The sequence below is a fragment of the Streptomyces sp. NPDC006544 genome (assembly GCF_040611715.1).
Classification (GTDB): Bacteria; Actinomycetota; Actinomycetes; order Streptomycetales; family Streptomycetaceae; genus Streptomyces.
In genome coordinates this window covers 1-21,325 of the sequence record NZ_JBEXOV010000111.1, presented here as the reverse complement: position 1 = coordinate 21,325, position 21,325 = coordinate 1, and the positions used below count along the sequence as shown (strand labels likewise).

The window sequence follows — 21,325 nt, the reverse complement described above, 5'->3', positions numbered from 1 at the left end:
CGGCGCCCGACGACCACCGGCCGGGCGGCGCGCGGCCCGGCGACGGGGGCGCTGCCCCTGCCGGCCGGGCGGCGCTGCGGGACGCCATGACCCGGATGAGCCCGGCCGAACTGGTCGGACAGCTCTTCGTCTCGCGGGCGTACGGGCATTCGGCGACCGATCCCGATCCTGCCGACGCCGAGCAGAACTTGGCGCTGTTCGGCGTGCGCACCGCCGCCGAGCTGGTCTCCCGCTACCACCTCGGCGGGATCGTCTACTTCGGCTGGGCGCACAACACCCGTACCCCGCACCAGATCGCCGAGCTGTCGGCGGACCTCCAGCGGGCGGCCGCGGCCTCCGGCGCGGGCATCCCCCTGCTCCTGTCCATCGACCAGGAGCACGGCGCCGTCGCTCGCGTCGGGAAGCCCGCGACGCTCCTCCCGGGCGCGATGGCCCTGGGGGCCGCGGCGCTGGGGGCCGGCGGGTCCACCGCCGGGGCCCGCCGGGCCGCGCGGATCGCGGGCACCGAGCTGGCGGCGATGGGCATCCGGCACGACTACGCGCCGGTGGCCGACGTGAACGTGGACCCCGCCAACCCGGTCATCGGCGTACGGTCCTTCGGCGCCGACCCGCGGGCCGTGGCGGCCCTGGTCGCCGCCCAGGTCCGCGGGTACCAGGGCGCGGGGGTGGCCGCCACCGCGAAGCACTTCCCGGGGCACGGGGACACCGGGACGGACAGTCACGTCGGGCTGCCGCTGATGCGGCACACCCGCGCGCAGTGGGAGGAGCTCGACGAGCCTCCGTTCCGGGCGGCCGTGCGGGCGGGCGTGGACGTCGTCATGACGGCGCACATCGTCTTCCCGGCGCTCGACCCTTCGGGTGATCCGGCGACCCTCTCCCGGCCCGTCGTCACGGGCATCCTGCGCGAACGGCTGGGTTTCCGGGGGGTGGTGGTCACGGACGCCCTCGACATGGCCGGGGTCCGCCAGAAGTACGGGGACGACCGGATCCCGGTGCTGGCCCTGAAGGCGGGCTGCGACCAGCTGCTGAACCCGCCGGACCTGGGACTCGCGCACCGCAGCGTGCTGGCGGCCCTGGACTCGGGCGAGCTGACCCGCGCCCGGATCGAGGAGTCGGTGCTGCGGATCCTGGAACTGAAGGGCCGCCGGGGCCTGTTCGACGGGGCGGGGGCAGCGGGCGCGACAGCCGGCACGGGCGGCCCGGCGGGCACGGGCAGTCCGAGCGCCACGGGCAGTCCGAGCGTCACGACCGGCGCGAACAGCGCGGTCGCCGCGGCGGTGGACGCGGCCGTCGGGATCCCGGCCCACCTGGCCGCCGCCGACGAGATCGCGGCCCGTACGACGACCCTGCTGGCCAATCCGGTGCGGCTGCTGCCGGTCGACCCGTCGTCCCGGCCGCTGCTGCTGGTCACCGGGACCGACCCGGCCTCCCCCACGGGTACGACGGGACCCCCCACGTCGGTACTGGCGCGGGAGCTGTCGGCGCTGGGCTGCCGGGCCACGGCGCTGCCGCCGGCCCGCGCGGTGGCGGCCGCCCCCGGCCACGCGGCCGTGCTCGTGTGCACGTACAACGTCCCGGAGGGCCAGAGCCCGCAGCGCGAGCTGGTCGAGGAACTGCTCGCCACGGGGGTGCCGGTGGTCCTGGTGGCGATCCGCAACCCGTACGACCCGGCCCGGCTGCCGCAGTGCGCGGCCGAGCTGGCGACGTACACCTGGACGGACGTGGAGATGCGGGCGGCGGCCCGGGTGGTCACCGGGGCCGTACGGCCCACCGGGCGCCTCCCGGTCCCGGTGCCGGGCCGCTACCCGCTGGGCCACGGGCTGGCGTACGCACCGTGAGTACCGCACGGCGTACGCCTCCCGTGGCCCCGGGGGCCCTCCCCCGGCGTCACCGGAAAGGTGCTGCCGGAGAGCTGCTGCGAGAGCTGCCTGAGCGCTGCGCGCCCTACGGCCGCAGCATCGGCTCGCGCTCCAGGTCCCGCTGGTCGAGCTGCGCGTCCGGCGCGGCCAGCGGCGCGGCCGCCGCCGGACCGGTGAGCGCGGCGGCCGGGGCCACCCCTGCCCACTGCAGGATCTTCGCGGTGGCCAGTGCCTTCTCGCTCTCCATGAGCTTGGAGACGCTGGCGCCGTGGTTGGCGCCCGGCGCGATCATCACGTAGCTGTCGCGGACCCCGTACCCGAGGTGGAACGGTTCCGCACCCCACGGGTCGTTCTGTCCGTAGACGAAGAGCATCTGGTTCGCGTTCTTCTTGACCCAGTCGTCCACGTCCCGCATCGCCGCGGGCTGGAAGGTCATCGGGATGTCGCGGGGCACGAAATTGCGCGGCGGCTGGTAGCCGTAGCGGCTCAGGCCGTCCAGGTGGGACTGCTTGATGTCGGGCGAACCGAGCTGCGTGCCCGCCTGGTAGTAGTACGGCGTGTACGTCTCCAGCCCCTGGTCGGCGTAGGCCGAGAAGCCGGAGATCGCGTCGACCGTGTTCCAGATCTCCTGGTCGGTCGCGGTCGCGGCGACCGGGACGGAGGCGCAGTCGGCGAGCAGGCTGTACTGCCAGAAGGCCCACACGTAGTCGAGCACGACGGCCTCGTAGGCCTTGTCGAGGTCGCCGACGGTGGTGAAGGTCCAGCCGGCCTCGGCGGCGGCCGTCGCGTACAGGGCCTCGAGCGGGACGCGGCGCACGAGCGCCTCGCGCTGCACCGCGTTCAGCTTGTCGCGGCACTCCTTGGTGCCGACCTTGGCGAAGAACCGGTCGTAGGCCGAGTCCTCCTTGTTGACCACGTCGTTGGGGGCGACGTAGGCGACGACACCGTCCATGTCACGCGGGTAGAAGCGCTCGTAGTACGTGGCGGTCATGCCGCCCTTGCTGCCGCCCGTGGCGAGCCAGTTCTTCTTGTAGACCTTCTTCAGGGCGGTGAAGATCCGGTGCTGGTCGCTGGCGGCCTGCCAGATGTCGAGGTTCGCCCAGTTGGCCGGATCGGGCCGGGAGGGGGTGAAGAATCGATACTCCAGCGACACCTGGTTGCCGTCGACGATGGTCGTCGGCTCGCTGCGGCGCGGGGCGGTGTTGACGTTGTAGCCGGAGGTGAAGAACACCGTGGGCCGCGAGACGTCCTTGTGCAGCAGGGTCAGGCGCTGCTTGAAGGTGCCCTTCCACGGCGCGCGGTGGTCCACCGGCTGCTCGTAGTTCAGTACGAAGAAGCGGTAGCCGGGGTACGGCTTCTCCTCGATCAGGGTCATCCCCGGGATGGCGAGGATCTGGTCCTTGATGTCCGCGGCCGTGGCAGCGGTGGCGGCGGTGGCATCCGTGGCGGCGGCCGGCTCCGCGGCGGTGGCCGCTTGTGCCGTGAAGCCGGCCGCGCCCATGGTGCCGATGAGCACCACGAGCGACAGCAGCCATCCGAGCGTCTTGCGCATTCACCCTCCCCTTGAGTTCACTTCGGTCGCCGTGAACCTAGCCGGGTCAACGCACGGCTGACCAGACCCTGTTGGGTCGCACCGTCAGCACAGGATCCAGCCGGAATCGACAGATCCGGCCCCCACGCTCCCCTTCACGTACACGCAGCGGTGGATCGTGTGGACGCTGACGGGCCCGACATACCGGGTGAATCGACCCATGGTGCCGACCGGATGGCCGCCGCGCGGCTGGAGGCTCACCGACATCGGACGGCGCTCGCCCGGTTCGCGGGCGACGGCCAGCGCGCAGGCCCGGTCACGGGTCTTGTACAGGCGCACCTCGCCCGTCGAGAACGGCAGCGTCCGCACGAGCTCCCCCGCGCACCTGCCGGTCGCCGCCTGCGCCGGCACCGCCGCGAGCAGCATGCCCGCGCCGAGCCAGAGCGCCGCCGCACAGACGCCCAGCCGGCCGGCCCGCCGGCCGCGCCGGCCCCACGACTCGAACACGCTGCCTCCATCGGTCGTACGTACCCCGTGCGTACGCACGTACGACGTCGAACCCCTCCGAAAGGTTGCGCCGGACAAGGATTCAGCCCGCCGCGTGGTCGAAGACCGACTCCCGGGGCCGGACCAGGGTGGCGACGGCGATCGACTGGAGGTGGGTGGTCCGCACGGCCGGCTGGTTCGCCTCGCCGAAGACCCCGCCCGTGGCGCCCGTGCCGCCGTTGTAGGGGAGCACCGGCAGGCAGCCGATGTGGGAGTCGTTGACCTTCAGCATGCCGCCGTTGACCACTTCGTCGCAGAACCGCTCGATGACCCGCTCGTCGCGTGCCCACAGGGAGTTGCGCAGGCCGTAGCGGTTCGCGTTGAGGAAGGCGATGGCCTCGTCGAGAGCGGCCGGAGCCTCGGGCACGACCACGCAGAGCAGCGGGAAGAAGGTCTCCTCGCGGAAGGCGCGCAGTCGGCCCGCGGTGGCCAGCCCGTCCACCCGGACCACCGCCGGGCGGATGAAGGGGCCCGCCGTCGCCGGCACGTCGTCCACGTCCACGAACTCGCCGCCGCACAGCAGTTCCCCGCCGGCCGCCAGCACCTCGTCGAGGAAGGCGGTGAACTCCGCCCGCTTGACCACCGGGCTCAGCACCGTCCGAGGATCCTCCGGCGGACCGGGCCGGATCTCCCGCACCCGCTCCAGCAGTTCCTTCAGCAGCCGGTCCGCGGCCTCCGGGTGGACGATGGCGAACTTCGGGGTCATGCAGATCTGCCCGGAGCCGTAGTACCGCTCGCACAGGGCCCGGGCGGCGAGATCGGCCTCGGCGTCGTCCCACACCAGCACGCCGTCGTTGCCGGACAGTTCGAGTACGGGCTTCTTCCCCGCGGCCACGCACTCCCGCTCCAGCGCGAGGCCCTGCTCGGAGCCCCCGAAGAAGACGAGGTCGTCGCAGTCGGGGCTGTCCATCCACTGGCGCAGGACGGCGCGGGCGTGCGTCGAGAGCACGCTCAGGGTGCCGGGCGGGGCGCCGAGGCGCTCCAGGACCGGGGCCACGATCTCCCGGTAGACGAAGCCGACGCCCAGCGGGGCGGTCGGCGGCGCGTTGACCACCAGGCTGTTGCCCGCGGCCAGCACCATGGCCCCGTAGAAGGAGTTGGAGGTCGGGGCGTTGCGCGGCGGACTCAGGCACACCACCCCGTCGGGCTTGCGCACCATGCGGACCCGTCGGCCCACCGAGGTCCGCTCGGGCTCCCGCAGCCGGGCGGCGAAGTCGGCGACGGAGTCGGGGTGGAAGGCGCAGGCCACCGAGTCCAGCTCCCAGCCTGCCAGCCGCACGGGGTGGCCCTCGGCGACCAGCAGCGCGATCAGCTCGTCGCGCCGCTCCACGACGGCGCGGTGGACCGCGTGCAGCAGCTCCAGCCGGTCGGCCAAGGTGACCCTCGCCCAAGCGGGCTGGGCGGCGCGGGCGGCGGCCAGGGCGCGCAGGCCCTGCTCGGGGCTCGACAGGGCGACGCGGCCGGCGAACAGGCGGTCCTCGCACGGGAGGTCCTCTCCGCGTTCCAGCCGGGCCTTGAGACCGAGCACCTCGAACGGCTCGCGCAGCAGTTGACCCACCCGGGGCCAGTAGACCCAACGGGTTCCGGGTTCCGCCTCGCCGGCCACCCATACCTCGTAAGAGTGCATCCACAACTTCCTAGCGGGACAACGGGAATTCACGATCAAGAGTGAGACTACTTTAGGTGACGCATCGACCGCTCACCGTAGTCACGAAAGGCAACTGAAATGCCGAACGACCTGCTCGACCGCAAGCTGGAGCGCGCCTTCGCGCACCTGGACGCCGACCGGAGCGGTGTGATCGACGCGCACGACATCATCGCGCTGGGATCCCGCCTGCTCTCGGCCCTCGCGGAGCCGGCCACCTCGCCGAAGGCGACGCTGGTGATGGGCGGGCTGACCGACTTCTGGCAGGACCTGTTCACCGAGCTGGACATGGACCGCGACGGCAAGGTCACGCCCGAGGAGTACAAGACGGGCATGACCCGGCTGTACGCCCAGGGCGGCCCCGCCTACGACCGTTCGTTCCGGCCGATGGTGCGGGCGATCCTCACGATCGTCGACACCGACGGCGACGGGCGCATCAGCCCGGAGGAGTTCCACGCGGCGCAGACGGCCTTCGACACCGGACTGACCACCGCGGACACCGAGGCGCTGTTCCGGCGGATCGACGCGGACGGGGACGGCACCCTCACGGTGGACGAACTCCTCGACGCGGTGCGCGCGTACTACACCGGCACCGACGAGGACGCGCCGGGGAACCTGCTGTTCGGCGAGCTCTGAGGCCCCGGCCGGGGTCCCGGGCGCCGGGGCCGGGGGCCGCGGGGCCGGGGGCCGCGCCGGGGCCGGGAGCCGGGCACGGCCGTCAGGCCGGGCTCAGGCCGCCGCGTGCTCGTCCTCCCCGACGAAGGCCCGCCACAGGTCCGCGTACCGGCCGCCTCGGGCCAGCAGTTCGGCGTGGGTGCCGTCCTCGGCCACCCGGCCCCGGTCCATGACCACGACCCGGTCGGCGCGCGCGGCGGTGGTCAGCCGGTGCGCCACCACCAGGGTGGTGCGCCTGCCGGCGAGCCGGTCGGTGGCCTGGTTGACCAGGGCCTCGGTCGCGAGGTCGAGGGCGGCGGTGGCCTCGTCGAGCAGCAGCACGTCGGGGTCGACGAGCTCGGCGCGGGCCAGCGCGATCAGCTGGCGCTGACCGGCGGAGAGGTTGCGGCCGCGTTCGGTGACGGCGTGCAGGTAGCCGCCGTCGAGGGTGGCGATCATGTCGTGGGCACCGACCGCGTGCGCGGCGGCCTCCACCTCGGCGTCGCTCGCCTCAGGCCGTCCGTAGGCGATGGCGTCGCGGACCGTCCCCGGGAAGAGGTACGGCTCCTGCGGGACGACCCCCAGCCGGTGGCGGTATCCGGTCAGGTCCAGCTCGCGCAGGTCCACCCCGTCGGCGGTGACCCGGCCGGAGGTCGGATCGTAGAACCGGGCCACCATCTTGACCAGGGTGGACTTGCCGGCCCCGGTCTCGCCGACGAAGGCGACGGTCTGTCCGGCGGGTATCCGCAGGCTGATTCCGGCCAGCGCCTCCTCCTTCTCCCCGCGCTCCTCGGCCGTGCCGTACGCGAAGTGGACCCCTTCGAAGGCGATCTCGCCGCGCAGGTCCGGGACCGGGCGGGGCCCGGCCGGGCGGGGGGTGCTGGTCCGCTCGCGCAGCAGGTCCTGGATCCGGCCGAGCGAGACGGTGGCCTGCTGGTAGCCGTCGAACACCTGGGAGAGCTGCTGGACGGGCGCGAAGAACAGGTCGATGTAGAGCAGGTAGGCGACCAGCGCGCCGGTGGTGAGCGTCTGGGCTTCCACCCGGCCCGCGCCGACGATCAGCACGGCGGCCGCGGCCCCGGAGGACAGCAGCTGGACGAACGGGAAGTAGACGGATATCAGCCACTGGCCGCGGACCCGCGCCTGGCGGTACGAGTCGCTGCGCTCGGCGAACCGGACGGCACCCGAGCTCTCGCGGCGGAAGGCCTGGACGATGCGCAGCCCGGCCACGGACTCCTGGAGGTCGGCGTTGACCACGCCGACCCGGTCGCGGGCGAGCTCGTACGCGGCGACCGACTTGCGGCGGAAGACGAACGTGCCGAGGACCAGCAGGGGGAGGGTGGCGAAGACGATCAGTGCCAGCTCGAGGTCGAGGACGAGCAGGGCGACCAGGATGCCGAAGAAGGTGAAGACGGAGACGACGGCGGTGACGAGCCCGGTCTGCAGGAAGCTGGAGAGGGCGTCCACGTCGGTCGTCATCCGGGTCATGATCTTGCCGGTCAGCTCGCGCTCGTAGTAGTCGAGGCCGAGGCGCTGGAGCTGGGCGAAGATCTTGACGCGCAGGGAGTAGAGGACGCGCTCGCCGGTGCGGCCCGTCATCCGGGTCTCGGCGAACTGCGCCGCCCACTGGGCGAGGACCACGGCCAGCGCGAGGCCGGCCGCCACCCAGACGGCCGCGAGGGCCGCCTGTTCGACGCCCTGGTCGATCCCGTGCCGGATCAGGATGGGCAGGAGCAGCCCGGATCCGGCGTCCACGGCCACGAGGGCCAGGGAGATCGCGAGCGGCGCCCAGAAGCCGCGGAGGAGGCGGCCCAGGTTGTAGCTGTCCTCGGCGGACGCGGCACGGGACTCGTCCACCTCGGGGGTGTCGTCGGCCGGCGGCAGCGCGGCCACCTGCGCGAGCAGTTCCGGCGTGGCGGACATGCCGGGCGGGGCGGTGGTCTTCTCGTCCGCCTCCTCCTGCCGCTGCCACAGCTCGGGCGTGACCCCGCCGGCCACGCGGCGCTTGGCGTTGACGGGTTCGGAGTCGATCTCGGCTTCGAGCTCGATGTCCCGCTCGATGTCCCGGTCGCGCTCGCGCTCACGCTCGAGATCGCGCTCGAACTCGGCCATGGCGGGCGCGTCCGGGGTCTGCGGGGACGCGGAACCGAGGGCGTCGGGGTCGGTCAGCAGCCGCCGGTACAGGGCGGACCGGTGCTCCAGCTCCTCGTGCGTGCCGATGTCGGCGAGCCGCCCGTGCTCCAGTACGGCGATCCGGTCGGCGAGCGCGAGCGTGGAGCGGCGGTGGGCGATGAGCAGGGTGGTGCGGCCCGCCATGACGGCCCGCAGCGCCTCGTGGATCTCGTGTTCCACACGGGCGTCGACGGCGGAGGTGGCGTCGTCCAGGAGCAGCAGGCGGGGGTCGGTGAGGATGGCCCGGGCGAGCGCGATGCGCTGGCGCTGGCCGCCGGAGAGGGTCAGGCCCTGCTCGCCGACCTTGGTGTCGAACCCGGCGGGGAGGGCCTCGACGAAGCCTTCGGCCTGGGCGGCGCGGGCGGCGGCCACGACCTGTTCGTCGGTGGCCTCCGGGTGCCCGTAGGCGATGTTGGCGCGGATGGTGTCGGAGAAGAGGAAGGAGTCCTCGGGGACCAGGCCGATCGCGCCGCGCAGCGAGTCGTAGGTCAGCTCGCGCACGTCGTGGCCGCCGACGCGGACGGCGCCGTGGTCGGCGTCGTAGAAACGGGGAAGGAGGAGGGCGACGGTGGACTTGCCGCTGCCGGAGGAGCCGACGAGGGCGACGGTCTCGCCTTCCCGGACCTCGAGCGAGAAGCCGTCGAGGACGGGGCGCTCGGGGTCGTACCCGAAGCGGACGTCCTCGAACGCGACGGTGGCGGGCGCGTCGTCGGGGAGCCGCTCGGTGCCCTCCCGGATCACCGGCTCGGTGTCGATGAGCTCGAAGACCCGCTCGACGCCGGCGCGGGCCTGCTGGCCGACGGTGAGGACCATGGCGAGCATGCGGACGGGGCCGACGAGCTGGGCGAGGTAGGTGGAGAAGGCGACGAAGGTACCGAGGGTGACCTGGCCCTTGGTGGCCATCCATCCGCCGAGGGCCAGCATGGCGACCTGCCCGAGGGCGGGTACGGCCTGCAGGGCGGGGGTGTAGCGCGAGTTCAGCCGGATGCTGCGCATCCGCCCGGCGAAGAGCCGGCGGCCGGCCGCGCGGAGCTTGCCGGTCTCCTGCTCCTCCTGCCCGAAGCCCTTGACGACGCGGACGCCGGTGACGGCTCCGTCGACGACGGTGGCGACGGCCGCGGCCTGGCTCTGGGCGTACCAGGTGGCGGGGAAGAGCTTCTTGCGGCTGCGTTTGGCGATGGACCACAGGGCGGGGGCCATGAGCAGGGCGACCACGGTCAGCAGCGGCGAGAGCCACAGCATGATCCCGAGGGATATCCCGAAGAGCAGGAAGTTCCCGATGGTCATCGGGAGCATGAAGAGCAGGCCCTGGATCAGCTGGAGGTCGCTGGTGGCACGGCCGACGACCTGGCCGGTGGACAGCTCGTCCTGGCGGCGGCCGTCGAGGCGGGATATGGAGTCGTACATGTCGGTGCGCAGGTCGTGCTGCACGTCGAGGGCGAGGCGGCCGCCGTAGTACCTGCGGATGTAGGTCATGACGTAGACGAGGACCGCGGCGCCGACGAGCAGGCCGGCCCAGGGGCCCATGGGCTTGCTCTTGTCCCCGATGACGTCGTCGAGGATCACCCGGGTGACGAGCGGGACCAGCGCCATGACGGCCATGCCGCCGAGCGAGGAACCGAGCGCGAGCAAAACGTTCGCCTTGTACCGCCAGGTGTAGGCGGCCAGCCGCCTGCCCCAGCCCTGTTTCTCGCCTGTTCCCGTCTCTGCCGCCACCACGTGAGGCCTCCCCGTTCGTCCTGTCCTGCCGGAAGCGCCAACGCTCCGACCGGCGGATTTCATCCCGCCGCAACAATCGAACGGGTTTACCCGGAGCCGGGCGAGGCGGCCTGGACCATCCGTGGAGGACTGCCGCCCGCCTGCGACGCGGGCGCCGGGCGGCCCCGGGGCCGTGCGGCGGGGCGGGGGTCCGCACCGACCGTCAGGGGGTCGGGAGCGGCTTCACGACCGGGGGCTTCTCGAGCGGCTTGTTCTCGCAGCCGAGGGCGTCGGTGATGCGGCGGGCCATGAGGTAGGTGAGGGCGGTCTGCTGATCGCGAACCGCTTGATCGATGTCTGTCCGAGGGGGGCTGACGTTGTGCGAAGCCCTCGCGCGCAACCAAGCCGACTTCGACGGCTCGCCGAGTTCTGCGGGCAACTCACATCCGACGTACAAGACCGTATCGGTGGCGCTGGCCTGGCCGAAGGCTCCGCCCTCCGCCTCGAACGGCACCCCCTCGGACAGTTGCTCGTCGACTTCCTTGGAGGCGCGCGGGACCCATCCGAAGCTGAATGTCACGCGGTCAGCACCGTTCTGTCCGGCCGCCCACAGGGCGCACGTCGACTTCTGATGCGTCCGCTTCTCCGGGCTCGTCTCCGGCAGTGTGTGTCGCAGCGTCGCCGCCACCTCGCGCGTGCTGCTGTAGAGCAGAGTCTCGAAGGTTTCCGCATGGAGGATGCCTCGCAGGAGAAGGCCCTCCTGCGAGGAAGGACTGATCCCGCAGGACTGCTCGCTCCTGGCCTCGGGCTCACCCGAGGTACACGAGGCGAGCGTCAGTCCACAGACGAGCGCGGCCGTCGATCGTCCGAGAAACCTGATCACGTCACGGATGGAGGTGTGCACGAGCGGCTTCCCGTCCCGAGGTGTAGCCCTCGCCCGCCTCGTTCTTGGCGTGATCGAACGCAGAATCGCCGCTGATCTTCCGATCGCGTCCCCACGCATCCAACATGTTGTTGGTCGCATCGACGCCCGCTCCGTAGTTGTTGCTGGAATCCTGCTTGCTCGCCGCCTCGGCGTCGTCCGCCATGCCCTTGACCCACTCGTACTTGAGCGAGTCGATCAGAGAGCCACCGATCGTGCCCACGACCGGGATCTCGCCGATGAGCCCGTTCACGGCGGCAGCCGTATGTTCGGACGTGCCCTCGGCCCACTCGACCGCGTCGTCTTCCTTGTCGTTGTAGACGTCGGCGCCGATGCCGTTGAGAGCTCCGGCTGCCGTACCGATGTCGTGCGCACGGTTGTCCCACTGGGCGCTGGACTCGTGCGGCGAGCCGGCCTTGAAGGTGTCGGTGGTCGCGAGCTGATCCGCCGAGTAGACCCGTTCAGCCTCAACCATGAGGGCGAACGCCGGGCCGTCGTCCGCGATGCCGCGCATCACTCGGATCAGGCTGCCCTGACCCACCGCGATCTGGGACTTGTCACCCGAACCGTGGATCGAGTCGTTGCCGCTGATGCCGCCCAGGTCCGAGTTCTGGCCGCCGAGGATCTCGTGGGTGTCGGCCACGTAGTCGACCAGCGCCTTCGCCATCGGCTGGCGCAGGCCCTCGAGGTCGTCCTTGAACTCGTCGCCCTTCATGTCGCCGTCGAGCAGCTGGATCGCCTCGTGCATCACCCGCGCCTGGCCCTCCGTGTGCGGGCCGGGCGGGCCCAGCTTCTCGCCGTCCACGTGGCCGGTGGCCGCCGCCTGGAGGGCGGCGCCGAGGCCGGCCGTCTTGTCGCCGTGCATCTCGATCGGCGGGCCGACGGCCGTCGAGATCCAGGGGTCGGGCATGTCGCGCTCGTCGAGCATGTACTTCAGGTGCGCGTTCTTGTTGCCGGGCGCCTCGGGGTCCAGGAAGTACGTCGCCGCGTCCGGGTCCTTGGCCATGATGCCGAGGAGCCCGTCCAGGGGGTCGGAGACCAGGTTCGGGCGCTGGGAGTCGTAGGCGTGGTCGTACATGTGCGGCTTCGACTTCTCGGCCTCGATCATGCCGTCGCCGAGGTCGTTGAGGAACTGCTTGCCGTAGCCGTCGCCCTTCGACATGAGCGTGACCAGTGCCTGGTAGCCGTGCAAGGGGAGCACGCCGTCGTCGACCAATTGCGGGCCCTGCTCCTTGAGGCCGGCCATGAAGGGCTTGTAGGCGTAGCTGTCCGGGTCCTTGGTGCCCGAGGCGATCGTGCCCGCGAGGTGGGAGTTGATCGACTCGTAGAGCTTCTTGTCCGCCGCCGACGCGCCGCGCTCGTTGGACGCCAGGTTCATCTGGTCGGCGAGGTGGATGGTGTCCTTGGCTCCCAGCGAGTTCAGGTACGCCTCGCTGAAGTGCTTGTCCTTGGAGTTCTGCCGCAGCAGTTCGTCGTAGTGCGCGAGCTCTTCCGGGGAGGCCTTGCCGTCACGGATCTTCTGGGTGAGGGCGAGCGCCTCCACGGCCTCGACGTCGTTGACGGGCTTGGAGTTGAAGCCGAACATCGAGGTCCCGTCGGCGCCCGACGCGTTCATCAGGGCGGTCTTGACGTCCTCGTCGAACTCCGTGACCGCCTTGACGGCGTCCGCGATCCGGCTCGTCCAGGACCGCTCGACCTCCGGGAGGTCGGGGTCGTGGCGCACCGCGTTGGCGGTGGCGGCGTCGGCCTTGGAGTAGTCGTAGCTCGCGACGCCGCTGTCCGAGACCTTCATACCGGCGGCCCGGGCGTCCGATACGGCCGAAACCAGCCGTCCCTTGAGGTCCGTGAAACGGGCGTGCGCGTCACGGAGCAGGGACTCCATGGCCAGGGCCTCCGTCTGCGCGGACGCGAACTCGCGCCGCGTGATGGCGGAGTTGGAGGATGCGGTCTGCTGGCTGGTTCCCAGCCAGGCATCGCCCGCGGAGACGCTCTGGACCTCGTCCTTGTAGACCCCCTCCAGGGTCTTGAACTGCGTCGCCATGGCCTTCCAGCCGTCGGCGGCCGTGGTGAGCGCGGAGAGGTCCGTCTGCAGGATCTCGGAGTAGTTCGGCACGTCTCCCCCTACAGTCCCGCGACCTTGGACTGCACCGGCAGGAAGCCCTGGCCGGTCAGCTGGTCGTTCCCGGTGAACAGGTTCGAGGCGCCGCGCAGGGACGTCTTCTCCGAGTTCAGGCGTCCCATCAGGCGCTTCACCTGGTCGTCCCATTGCGTGTGGGCCTTGGTCAGGCCGGTCGCCGTCTCCCAGCCGGTGAAGGCCTTGACGGCGCCGCGGGTCGGCTCGTCGGCGGCGTCCGCGGCCTTGGTCGTGCCGGGCTGCAGGACGTTCTCGATGGTGTTGGCGGCCTTCGTCTTCTCGGGCGGGGCAGTGGCCAGGACGCCGTACCCGCTGCCGGGTGCGGCGGGGACGCCACCGTCGGCGGGGGCGTGGTCCAGGCTCATCTGCGGCGACGGGTCACCGGCTCCCGCCGTCTGCTTGTGCCGGCTCCACTCGTCCTCGAACGACACCGCTCCCCCTCGTCCTTCGTCCCGCCGTGATCACCGCCACCCTAGCCAGCCTCGGGACGTCCTTCAGACATGCGTCGGGGCGAACATCTTCAAGGTGGCCGGAAGTACCACCACCGAGGGGCCCGGCGTCTTGAGGGCCTCGGCCAGGTCCTCGCGGAGGGATTCGGGGGTGGTGGCGGTGGCCGGGACGTCGAAGGCGGCTGCCAGGGACACGAAGTCGGGGCCGGGCAGGGTCGTGCCCGTCTCGCTGCCGTACGCGCGCAGGATGCCGTAGCCGCCGTCGTCGACGATCAGCCAGGTCACGTCCAGGTCGTGCTGGCGGGCCGTGGCCAGCTCCGCGATCGAGTACATCGCGCCGCCGTCGCCCGAGACGGCCAGCACCGGAGTGCCCGGTTCGGCGAGGCAGGCGCCGAGGGCCGCGGGGAAGGCGTAGCCGAGGCCGCCCGCGCCCTGCGCCGAGTGCATGGTGTTGGGGTGCCGGGCGTCGAAGGCGGACCAGGCCCAGTAGGACAGGATCGTCATGTCCCAGAAGGACGGGGAGCGCGGCGGGAGGGCGGCGCGGATCGAGGTCAGCAGGTGCTGCTCCAGGGCCACGTCCTGGGTGGACAGGCGGGCCGCGATGGAGGAGAGGAGCAGGCTGACCCGCTCGGGGGCCCGCGGGTCCTCGCGCTCGGCGACGGTTTCGAGGAGCGCCTGCAGGGCGAGGCGGGCGTCCGCGTGGATGCCGAGGCCGGCGTGGTTGGACTCGAGCTTGCCGAGGTCCGCCTCGATCTGGACGATCCGGCCGCCGGGGAAGAACGTGTGGTAGTTCGAGGAGAGTTCCCCGAGGCCCGAGCCGACGACCAGCAGGACGTCCGCGTCCTCCAGGAAGTCCGTCATGTGGCGGTCCTCCAGCCAGGACTGGAGGGAGAGCGGGTGGGTCCAGGGGAAGGCGCCCTTGCCGCCGAAGGTGGTGACCACGGGGGCGTTCAGGCGTTCCGCCAGCTGCTTCAGCTTGCCCGCCGCGTCCGAGCGGACGACGCCGCCGCCCGCGATGATCACCGGGCGCTCGGCGTTCTCCAGCCAGTGCGCGGCCAGGGCGGTGAGCTCCGGGCGCGGGGCCGGTGCGTGCGGGGTCGCGTCCACGCCCGTGACCTGCGGTACGACGGTCTCCGCGCGCAGGACGTCCTCCGGGATCTCGACCCACACCGGCCCGTGCGGGGCCGTCAGCGCCGATTCCCAGGCCTCGGCGATCACGGAGGGGATCTGGGAGGGGGTGCGCGCGACGTGCACGGACTTGACGACGTCACGGAAGGAGGCCGCCTGGTCCCGCAGTTCGTGCAGGTGGCCGCGCCGGCCACCGCCCAGCCCCGGCGTCGGGACCTGCGAGGAGATCGCCAGGACGGGGGCGGAGGCCGCGGCGGCCTCGGCGAGCGCGGGGAGCGCCATCAGCGCGCCCGGACCGGTGGAGAGCAGCAGCGGCACCGCCTCGCCCGTCATCCGGCCGTAGGCGTCGGCCGCGAAGCCCGCGTTGTTCTCCGTACGCAGCCCGATCAGCCGCAGGTCGGAGCGGCCGACCGCGTCGAAGAGGCCCAGCGCGTGCTGTCCCGGCAGCCCGAAGAGGGTGGTCGCGCCGAGCGAGCGCAGCGTCTCCACGACCAGGTCCCCGCCGGTCCGCCCCGGCGGCGGCGCGAGCGCCGCCGCCCTCTCGGCATCGGTGGGACGGAGTACCAGGTCGTGGTCGTGCGTCACGTGCGCTTACTCGCCCTTCGGGTTCGCCCTCGCCGCAGCGAGCACTGTGCCTACCGACCCTGCCGGGCGGCAGAGATCTGGCGGCTCATGATCGTGGTGAGCTCGTACGCGGTGTGCGAGGCCGCGACCGAGGTGATCTCGGCGTGATCGTACGCCGGGGCGACCTCGACGACGTCGGCGGAAACGAGATTGCAGGAGGACAGCCCGCGGATGATCTCCAGCAGCTCGCGGGAGGTCATGCCGCCGGCCTCCGGCGTGCCCGTGCCGGGGGCGTGCGCCGGGTCCAGCACGTCGATGTCGATCGAGATGTACAGCGGACGGTCGCCGATGCGCTGGCGCAGCTGGTCCGCGACCTCGTCGGCGCCACGGCGGTAGACGTCGGCGGAGGTGACGATGCCGAAGCCCATCTTGGCGTCGTCGTCCAGGTCCTGCTTGCCGTACAGCGGGCCGCGCGTGCCGACGTGGGACAGCGCCTCGGTGTCGAGGATGCCCTCCTCGACGGCGCGGCGGAACGGCGTGCCGTGCGTGTACTCGGCGCCGAAGTACGTGTCCCAGGTGTCCAGGTGCGCGTCGAAGTGCAGCAGGGCCACCGGGCCGTGCTTCTTGGCGACGGAGCGGAGCAGCGGGAGCGCGATGGTGTGGTCGCCGCCCAGGGTCATCAGGCGGGAACCGGAGGAGAGCAGGTCGTCGGCGGCGGCCTCGACCTGGTCGACGGCCTCGTTGATGTTGAAGGGGTTCACGGCGATGTCGCCGGCGTCCGCCACCTGGGCGAGCGCGAAGGGGGACGCGTCCTGCGCCGGGTTGTAGGGGCGCAGCAGGCGCGAGGCCTCGCGGATGGCGTTGCCGCCGAAGCGGGCGCCGGGGCGGTAGGAGACACCGGAGTCGAAGGGCACGCCGACGACGGCGACGTCGGCGGATCCGACCTCGTCGAGGCGCGGCAGCCGGGCGAAGGTCGCCGGGCCCGCGTAGCGCGGGATGCGGGAGGAGTCGACGGGTCCGCGCGGCTGCGTGCTCATGAGGGGGTGCCCTTCTGTGGTCCTGGGTCCTGCGGTTCGTGCGAAGCGGTGCTTCGAGCGTAAGCCGACGGCCAGGGGGCGCGAAGTGTACGTTTTATCTACTCGGACCCCTCGATGTGTACGGAGTATCCATGGAGGCCCCTCCCACTCCGCCCGTGGCGCTCGGTCTGCTGCTCGCCGACCACGAGCTGGGGCTGCGGCAGCTGGCCGGACCCGCCGGGGGCGAGGTGCACGGCGTGCACGCCTCCGAGATGGCGGATCCGTCGCCTTACCTGCTGGGCGGGGAGCTGCTTCTGACGGCCGGCGCGGGCCTCGCGGGGGCGGAGCCGCGGGGGGCGCCGGACAGCGGCCCGGACGGCGGTCCGCACGAAGGCCTCACCGATGGTCCGGGCGGCGGCGTGACCGACGCCGGGCCGTACGTGGCCCGGCTCGTCCGGGCCGGGGCCGCCGCCGTCGGGTTCGGCGTGACCCCGGTGCACGCGACCGTGCCGCCGTCCCTCGTCGACGCCTGCGACCGGTACGGGCTGCCCCTCCTCGAGGTGCCGCCCGGAACCCCGTTCACGGCGGTCGGCCGGAGCGTCTGGCGGCTGATGGCGCGGGCCCGGACCGCCGAGCTCCGCCGGGTCAACGAGGCCCAGCAGTCCCTGGCGGCCGCCGCCGCCCGCCCCGACCCGGTCGCGGCGGTCCTGCGCCGGCTGGCGGCGACCCTGGGCGGCTGGGCGGGGCTGCTCCCGACCGGCCCGGCACCGGACACGGGGACCTCTGCGGCGACGGCCGGACCGCCGCCCGGAACCGCGGCCCCGACCGGTCCGGCGGTCTGCGCCGGGCCGCCGCCCCCGCCCGAGGCGCTGGCCGCGCTCGCCGCGCTCGCCCGCCGTGTGGCGCCCGGCGCGGCGGCCACCGCCACCGCCGCCCACGGCGGCCTCCTCCTCGCCGCCCACGCCCTCGGCGCAGGCCGGGCCCTCGCGCTGGCCACTCCGTCGCGGGCCCCCGGGGACCACACCGTCGCCTCGGTGGCGGCGGTCCTGCTGACGCTCCTCACCGCGGACCGTCCGGCCGGCGGGACGCAGGCGGCCGCCCTGACCCGGCTGCTGCTCGACGGGGAGCCCGGCGAGGCGCTGGACCCCGGGCCCTGGTACGCCGTCCACGCCCGCGGCGGCGGGGACCCGCCGGCCCTTGCGGCCGCGCTGGGCACCGTACTGCTGGACCCGCGCGGGCCGGTCGTACGGCTGCTCACCGACCGGGAGCCCGGCGCGCAGCCCGGCTGGCGGCTGGGGGTGAGCGCCGCGACCGGGCCCGAGGGCCTGGCCGGCGCCGACGCGCAGGCCGCGCGAGCCCTGGAGCGCGCCGAGTCGGCCCGCGCCCCGCTGGCCCGGCACACGGACCCCGGGATCGTGGGCCTGGTCGGCGAGGCCGAGGCCCGCGCCCACGCCGAGGCCCTGCTCGGGCCCCTCTCCCCCGCCCTCCGGGACACCCTGCGCGGCTGGCTGGCCCACCACGGCAGCTGGGACCGCGCCGCCGCCGCGCTCGGCGTCCACCGCAACACCGTCCGCCAGCGCGTCGCCCGGGCCGCCGAGCTGCTGGGCGCCGACCTGGACGACCCCGACGTCCGGATGGACCTGTGGTTCGCGCTGCGCCGGACGGCGCGGGCCCGGCAGGATCCGAAAGGGACGGCTTAGGGGTTGGAGGTCACCTCGAAGCCCGCGCCGAAGACGTCGGCGGGGTCCGCGGCGTCACGGGCGCGCAGGTCGGCCAGGATGTTCGCCGAGCTCGTGTACACGTACGCGGGGAACCCGAGGATGATCGCCTTGGTGATGCCCGCCCAGGGGCCCTCGGCCTTGAATCCGTTGGCCTCGGAGGGGTACGCCGTCCCCGGCACGTGCCAGATCGTGGGCCCGCCCGAGTCGCCGGCCTTGTGCTGGGTGTGGGCCTGGTAGATGCCCCGGTCGTTGTTGGTGATCCGGCCGTACCAGACGCCCAGCTGGCCGGAGACGAGCAGCTCGTTGTTGTTGAACCAGGCCGCCCCGAGCAGCCGTTCGCTGTTCAGCGCGGGGCTGAGGGCGTTCGGGCTGGGGATCCCGCCGGGCACCTCGAGGTTCCCGGTCTGCTTCAGGTGCGGCCCCTGGGAGGAGGGCGTCACGCTCGCCGCCAGCTCGATGACCATGTAGTCCTTGGTGAGGTGCCCGGTCATGGACCCCTCCGGGTCCTTGAAGTAGCGGACGTACCCGATGGGCCCGTAGCCGATGTCCTGCCGGTGGTAGACGGGGATGATGTCCTCGTGGAGGTCGCGGTCGGCGTACTCGGGCCCGCTGACGCAGTGCCCGGCCGATATGGCGATCTTCCGCCCGTAGTCGTCGTCGCCGACGGCCCCGATGGTGCAGAAGGCGTCGGGGTAGGCGGCGTTGAAGGCGATCTGCATCCCGTTGTACACGCGCTTCTGCGCGCGCGGCTCCTGCGGTGCGGCGTGGGCCGTGCCCGCGCCGAGCACCGCGGTGACCGCCAGGGCCGCCGCGAAGCCCGACACCCTCCTGAAGAACAGCCTCCTGAAGAACAGCCTCCTGAACATGCGCTTCCCTTTTTCCGTGGGGGACGTGGAACCGGAGCGACGAGTCAATCCGGGGACGCCGGTGACGCAGAAGGGGGTATCCGGCCACTCACCGTGGCTCGAGCCGCGCTGCAGGCCGCGCGGAGCCCGCGGAAAGGTCTCCGAGGTCACGTCCGCCGCCCTGGACAGCCCGAGTGACCGCCGGGTAACTTAGCTATGAGCAAGCGCTTAGACATAGGCGGCGGACCGCCGCGACCCGAAGGGAGCCGGCTGTGCGCCGTACCGTTTTCAACGAGGACCACGAGGCGTTCCGCGAGACCATCCGCGCCTTCATCGAGGCCGAGGTCGTCCCCGTGTACGACGAGTGGTTCGCGGCCGGCCAGGCCCCGCGCGAGTTCTACTACAAGCTCGGCGAGCTGGGCATCTTCGGGATCAACGTCCCCGAGGAGTTCGGCGGCGCGGGCCTGGACACGCACAAGTTCGAGGCCGTCCTCTACGAGGAGACCTCCCGCGCGGGCGTCAACTTCGGCGGCTCCGGCGTGCACGTACTGCTCGCCCTCCCGTACCTCAAGATGCTGGCCGACGTCGAGCAGAAGAAGCGCTTCCTGCCGAAGTTCGTCTCCGGCGAGGAGATGTGGGCCCTGGCGATGACCGAGCCGGGCACCGGGTCCGACGTCGCGGGCATGAAGACCACCGCCAAGCTCTCCGAGGACGGCACGCACTACGTCCTCAACGGCTCCAAGACCTTCATCACGGGCGGCGTGCACGCCGACCGCGTGATCGTCTGCGCCCGCACCTCCGCCCCCAGCGCGGACGACCGCCGCTTCGGCATCTCCCTCTTCGCCGTGGACACCAAGTCCGAGGGCTACTCGATCGGCCGCAAGCTCGACAAGCTGGGCCTGCGCACCTCCGACACCGCCGAGCTGGCGTTCGTCGACGTCAAGGTCCCGGTCGAGGACCTGCTGGGCGAGGAGAACAAGGGCTTCTACTACCTCGGCGCCAACCTGCCGTCCGAGCGCTGGGGCATCGCCTTCGGCGCCTACGCGCAGTCCAAGGCCGCCATCCGCTTCGCCCAGCAGTACGTGACGGAGCGCACCGTCTTCGGCAAGCCGGTCGCGCACTTCCAGAACACCAAGTTCGAACTGGCCGCCTGCCAGGCCGAGGTGGACGCCGCCGAGGCCGTCGCCGACCGCGCCCTGGAGGCCCTGGACGCCGGCGAGCTGACGGCGGCCGAGGCCGCGTCCGCGAAGCTGTTCTGCACCGAGGTCGCGCACCGCGTCATCGACAAGTGCCTCCAGCTGCACGGCGGCTACGGCTACATGAACGAGTACCCGATCGCCCGCCTGTACGCCGACAACCGCGTGAACCGCATCTACGGCGGCACCAGCGAGGTCATGAAGTCCATCATCGCCAAGTCGATGGGCCTGTAAGGCCGGACAGAGGACAGAAGAAGGAACAGCGCCTTCACCCCATGAACGAGGCACTGACGACGCTCCTCGATCTGCTCGACCTCGAGCAGATCGAGGAGAACATCTTCCGCGGTACCAGCCGTTCGGCGCTGGTACCGCGGGTCTTCGGCGGCCAGGTCGCCGCCCAGGCCCTGGTCGCCGCCGGGCGTACCGTGCCCGAGGACCGGACGGCGCACTCGCTGCACTCGTACTTCCTGCGCGCCGGCGACCCCGGCGCGCCCATCGTGTACTCGGTGGACCGGATCCGTGACGGGCGCTCCTTCACCACCCGCCGGGTCGTCGCCGTCCAGCACGGACAGCCGATCTTCCACCTCTCCGCCTCCTTCCAGACGGACGAGGAAGGCCTCGACCACCAGGCCGCGATGCCCGACGCGCCCGATCCCGAGACCCTGCCGACGGCCGCCGAATCGCTCCCCCTCTACCGCGAGGTCTTCCGCGACCCGGGCACCGTGGAACGGCTGATCGAGGCCCGCGGCGCGGTGGACCTGCGCTACGCGACGGTTCCGCCCTGGGGCAGCGTCGGCGAACCGGTCGAACCGCGCTCGCAGGTGTGGTTCCGAACCGCCGGCAAGCTGGACAGCGCCGATCCGCTGCTGCACACCTGCCTGGCCACGTACGTCTCGGACATGACCCTGCTCGACTCGGTCCTGCTGGCCCACGGGCGCGGCGGCTGGGCGGTCGGCGACGTGGTCGGCGCCTCGCTGGACCACGCGATGTGGTTCCACCGGCCGTTCCGCGCGGACGAGTGGCTGCTGTACGACCAGGAGTCGCCCTCGGCGGCCGCCGGCCGGGGGCTGGGCCAGGCCCGGATCTGGACCCAGGACGGCCGGCTGGCCGTGACGGTCATCCAGGAGGGCGTGGTGCGCGTCCCGCGCGCCTAGGCAGTGTCTGATGGCTCTTGCCTGGCATGGTGGATCTACCGCTGTTCTGGGCAGGAAGCCGTCATGGTGCGTCGGCATGAACTGACGAATG

The 21,325-nt window shown here is 72.3% G+C and carries 15 protein-coding genes; 5 read left to right on the top strand and 10 right to left on the bottom strand.

The genetic code is table 11. The features are described from left to right. The first annotated feature begins 86 nt into the window (after positions 1 to 86). Positions 87 to 1,838 (top strand): glycoside hydrolase family 3 N-terminal domain-containing protein, encoded by a 1,752-nt coding sequence (locus tag ABZY44_RS32645; RefSeq protein ID WP_356660214.1) that lies wholly within the window; start codon positions 87 to 89, stop codon positions 1,836 to 1,838. 106 nt (positions 1,839 to 1,944) lie between these two features. Here ABZY44_RS32645 and ABZY44_RS32640 read toward each other — a convergent pair whose 3' ends face one another. From ABZY44_RS32640 to ABZY44_RS32630, 3 genes are all read right to left on the bottom strand, one after another. Then, positions 1,945 to 3,411, bottom strand: a complete 1,467-nt coding sequence (locus ABZY44_RS32640) for a S28 family serine protease (protein ID WP_356660212.1) — start codon at positions 3,409 to 3,411, stop codon at positions 1,945 to 1,947. Between the two features lie 84 nt (positions 3,412 to 3,495). Then, entirely contained in the window at positions 3,496 to 3,897 is a 402-nt protein-coding gene (locus tag ABZY44_RS32635) for a hypothetical protein (protein WP_356660210.1), read from the bottom strand. 82 nt (positions 3,898 to 3,979) lie between these two features. Further along, on the bottom strand, positions 3,980 to 5,563 hold the full coding sequence (locus ABZY44_RS32630) for an aldehyde dehydrogenase (RefSeq protein ID WP_356660208.1): 1,584 nt from the start codon (positions 5,561 to 5,563) through the stop codon (positions 3,980 to 3,982). A gap of 99 nt (positions 5,564 to 5,662) precedes the next feature. Between ABZY44_RS32630 and ABZY44_RS32625 the strand changes: the two genes are divergently transcribed. Next, a complete protein-coding gene (locus ABZY44_RS32625) occupies positions 5,663 to 6,217 on the top strand; it encodes an EF-hand domain-containing protein (protein ID WP_356660206.1) in 555 nt (184 codons plus the stop codon). Positions 6,218 to 6,310: 93 nt separating this feature from the next. Here ABZY44_RS32625 and ABZY44_RS32620 read toward each other — a convergent pair whose 3' ends face one another. The 6 genes from ABZY44_RS32620 to speB form a co-directional block, all read right to left on the bottom strand. After that, positions 6,311 to 10,126, bottom strand: coding sequence for an ABC transporter ATP-binding protein (locus tag ABZY44_RS32620; protein ID WP_356660204.1), 3,816 nt, complete (start codon positions 10,124 to 10,126; stop codon positions 6,311 to 6,313). Positions 10,127 to 10,328: 202 nt separating this feature from the next. Next, positions 10,329 to 11,009 carry a hypothetical protein gene (locus tag ABZY44_RS32615; RefSeq protein ID WP_356660202.1) on the bottom strand — a complete coding sequence of 227 codons (681 nt, stop codon included), beginning with the start codon at positions 11,007 to 11,009 and terminating at the stop codon, positions 10,329 to 10,331. Next, on the bottom strand, positions 10,990 to 13,140 hold the full coding sequence (locus tag ABZY44_RS32610; protein ID WP_356660200.1) for a DUF6571 family protein: 2,151 nt from the start codon (positions 13,138 to 13,140) through the stop codon (positions 10,990 to 10,992). Before ABZY44_RS32610 ends, ABZY44_RS32615 begins: the two co-directional genes overlap by 20 nt. A gap of 8 nt (positions 13,141 to 13,148) precedes the next feature. Further along, entirely contained in the window at positions 13,149 to 13,592 is a 444-nt protein-coding gene (locus ABZY44_RS32605; protein ID WP_356660198.1) for a hypothetical protein, read from the bottom strand. 63 nt (positions 13,593 to 13,655) lie between these two features. Continuing rightward, the gene (locus tag ABZY44_RS32600; protein WP_356660196.1) at positions 13,656 to 15,323 is read right to left on the bottom strand and encodes a thiamine pyrophosphate-binding protein; all 1,668 of its coding nucleotides are present in this window, start codon (positions 15,321 to 15,323) and stop codon (positions 13,656 to 13,658) included. Between the two features lie 50 nt (positions 15,324 to 15,373). Continuing rightward, the gene (gene speB, locus ABZY44_RS32595; protein ID WP_356660194.1) at positions 15,374 to 16,339 is read right to left on the bottom strand and encodes an agmatinase; all 966 of its coding nucleotides are present in this window, start codon (positions 16,337 to 16,339) and stop codon (positions 15,374 to 15,376) included. A gap of 131 nt (positions 16,340 to 16,470) precedes the next feature. Here speB and ABZY44_RS32590 point away from each other — a divergent pair, with 131 nt between their 5' ends. Continuing rightward, the gene (locus tag ABZY44_RS32590) at positions 16,471 to 18,018 is read left to right on the top strand and encodes a PucR family transcriptional regulator (RefSeq protein ID WP_356660192.1); all 1,548 of its coding nucleotides are present in this window, start codon (positions 16,471 to 16,473) and stop codon (positions 18,016 to 18,018) included. Here ABZY44_RS32590 and ABZY44_RS32585 read toward each other — a convergent pair. Beyond that, positions 18,015 to 18,905, bottom strand: a complete 891-nt coding sequence (locus ABZY44_RS32585) for a hypothetical protein (RefSeq protein ID WP_356660190.1) — start codon at positions 18,903 to 18,905, stop codon at positions 18,015 to 18,017. The genes ABZY44_RS32590 and ABZY44_RS32585 overlap by 4 nt on opposite strands. 251 nt (positions 18,906 to 19,156) lie before the next feature. Here ABZY44_RS32585 and ABZY44_RS32580 point away from each other — a divergent pair, with 251 nt between their 5' ends. Continuing rightward, on the top strand, positions 19,157 to 20,314 hold the full coding sequence (locus ABZY44_RS32580; protein ID WP_356660188.1) for an acyl-CoA dehydrogenase family protein: 1,158 nt from the start codon (positions 19,157 to 19,159) through the stop codon (positions 20,312 to 20,314). 41 nt (positions 20,315 to 20,355) lie between these two features. Next, positions 20,356 to 21,234 carry an acyl-CoA thioesterase II gene (gene tesB / locus ABZY44_RS32575; protein ID WP_356660186.1) on the top strand — a complete coding sequence of 293 codons (879 nt, stop codon included), beginning with the start codon at positions 20,356 to 20,358 and terminating at the stop codon, positions 21,232 to 21,234. Positions 21,235 to 21,325 lie beyond the last annotated feature (91 nt).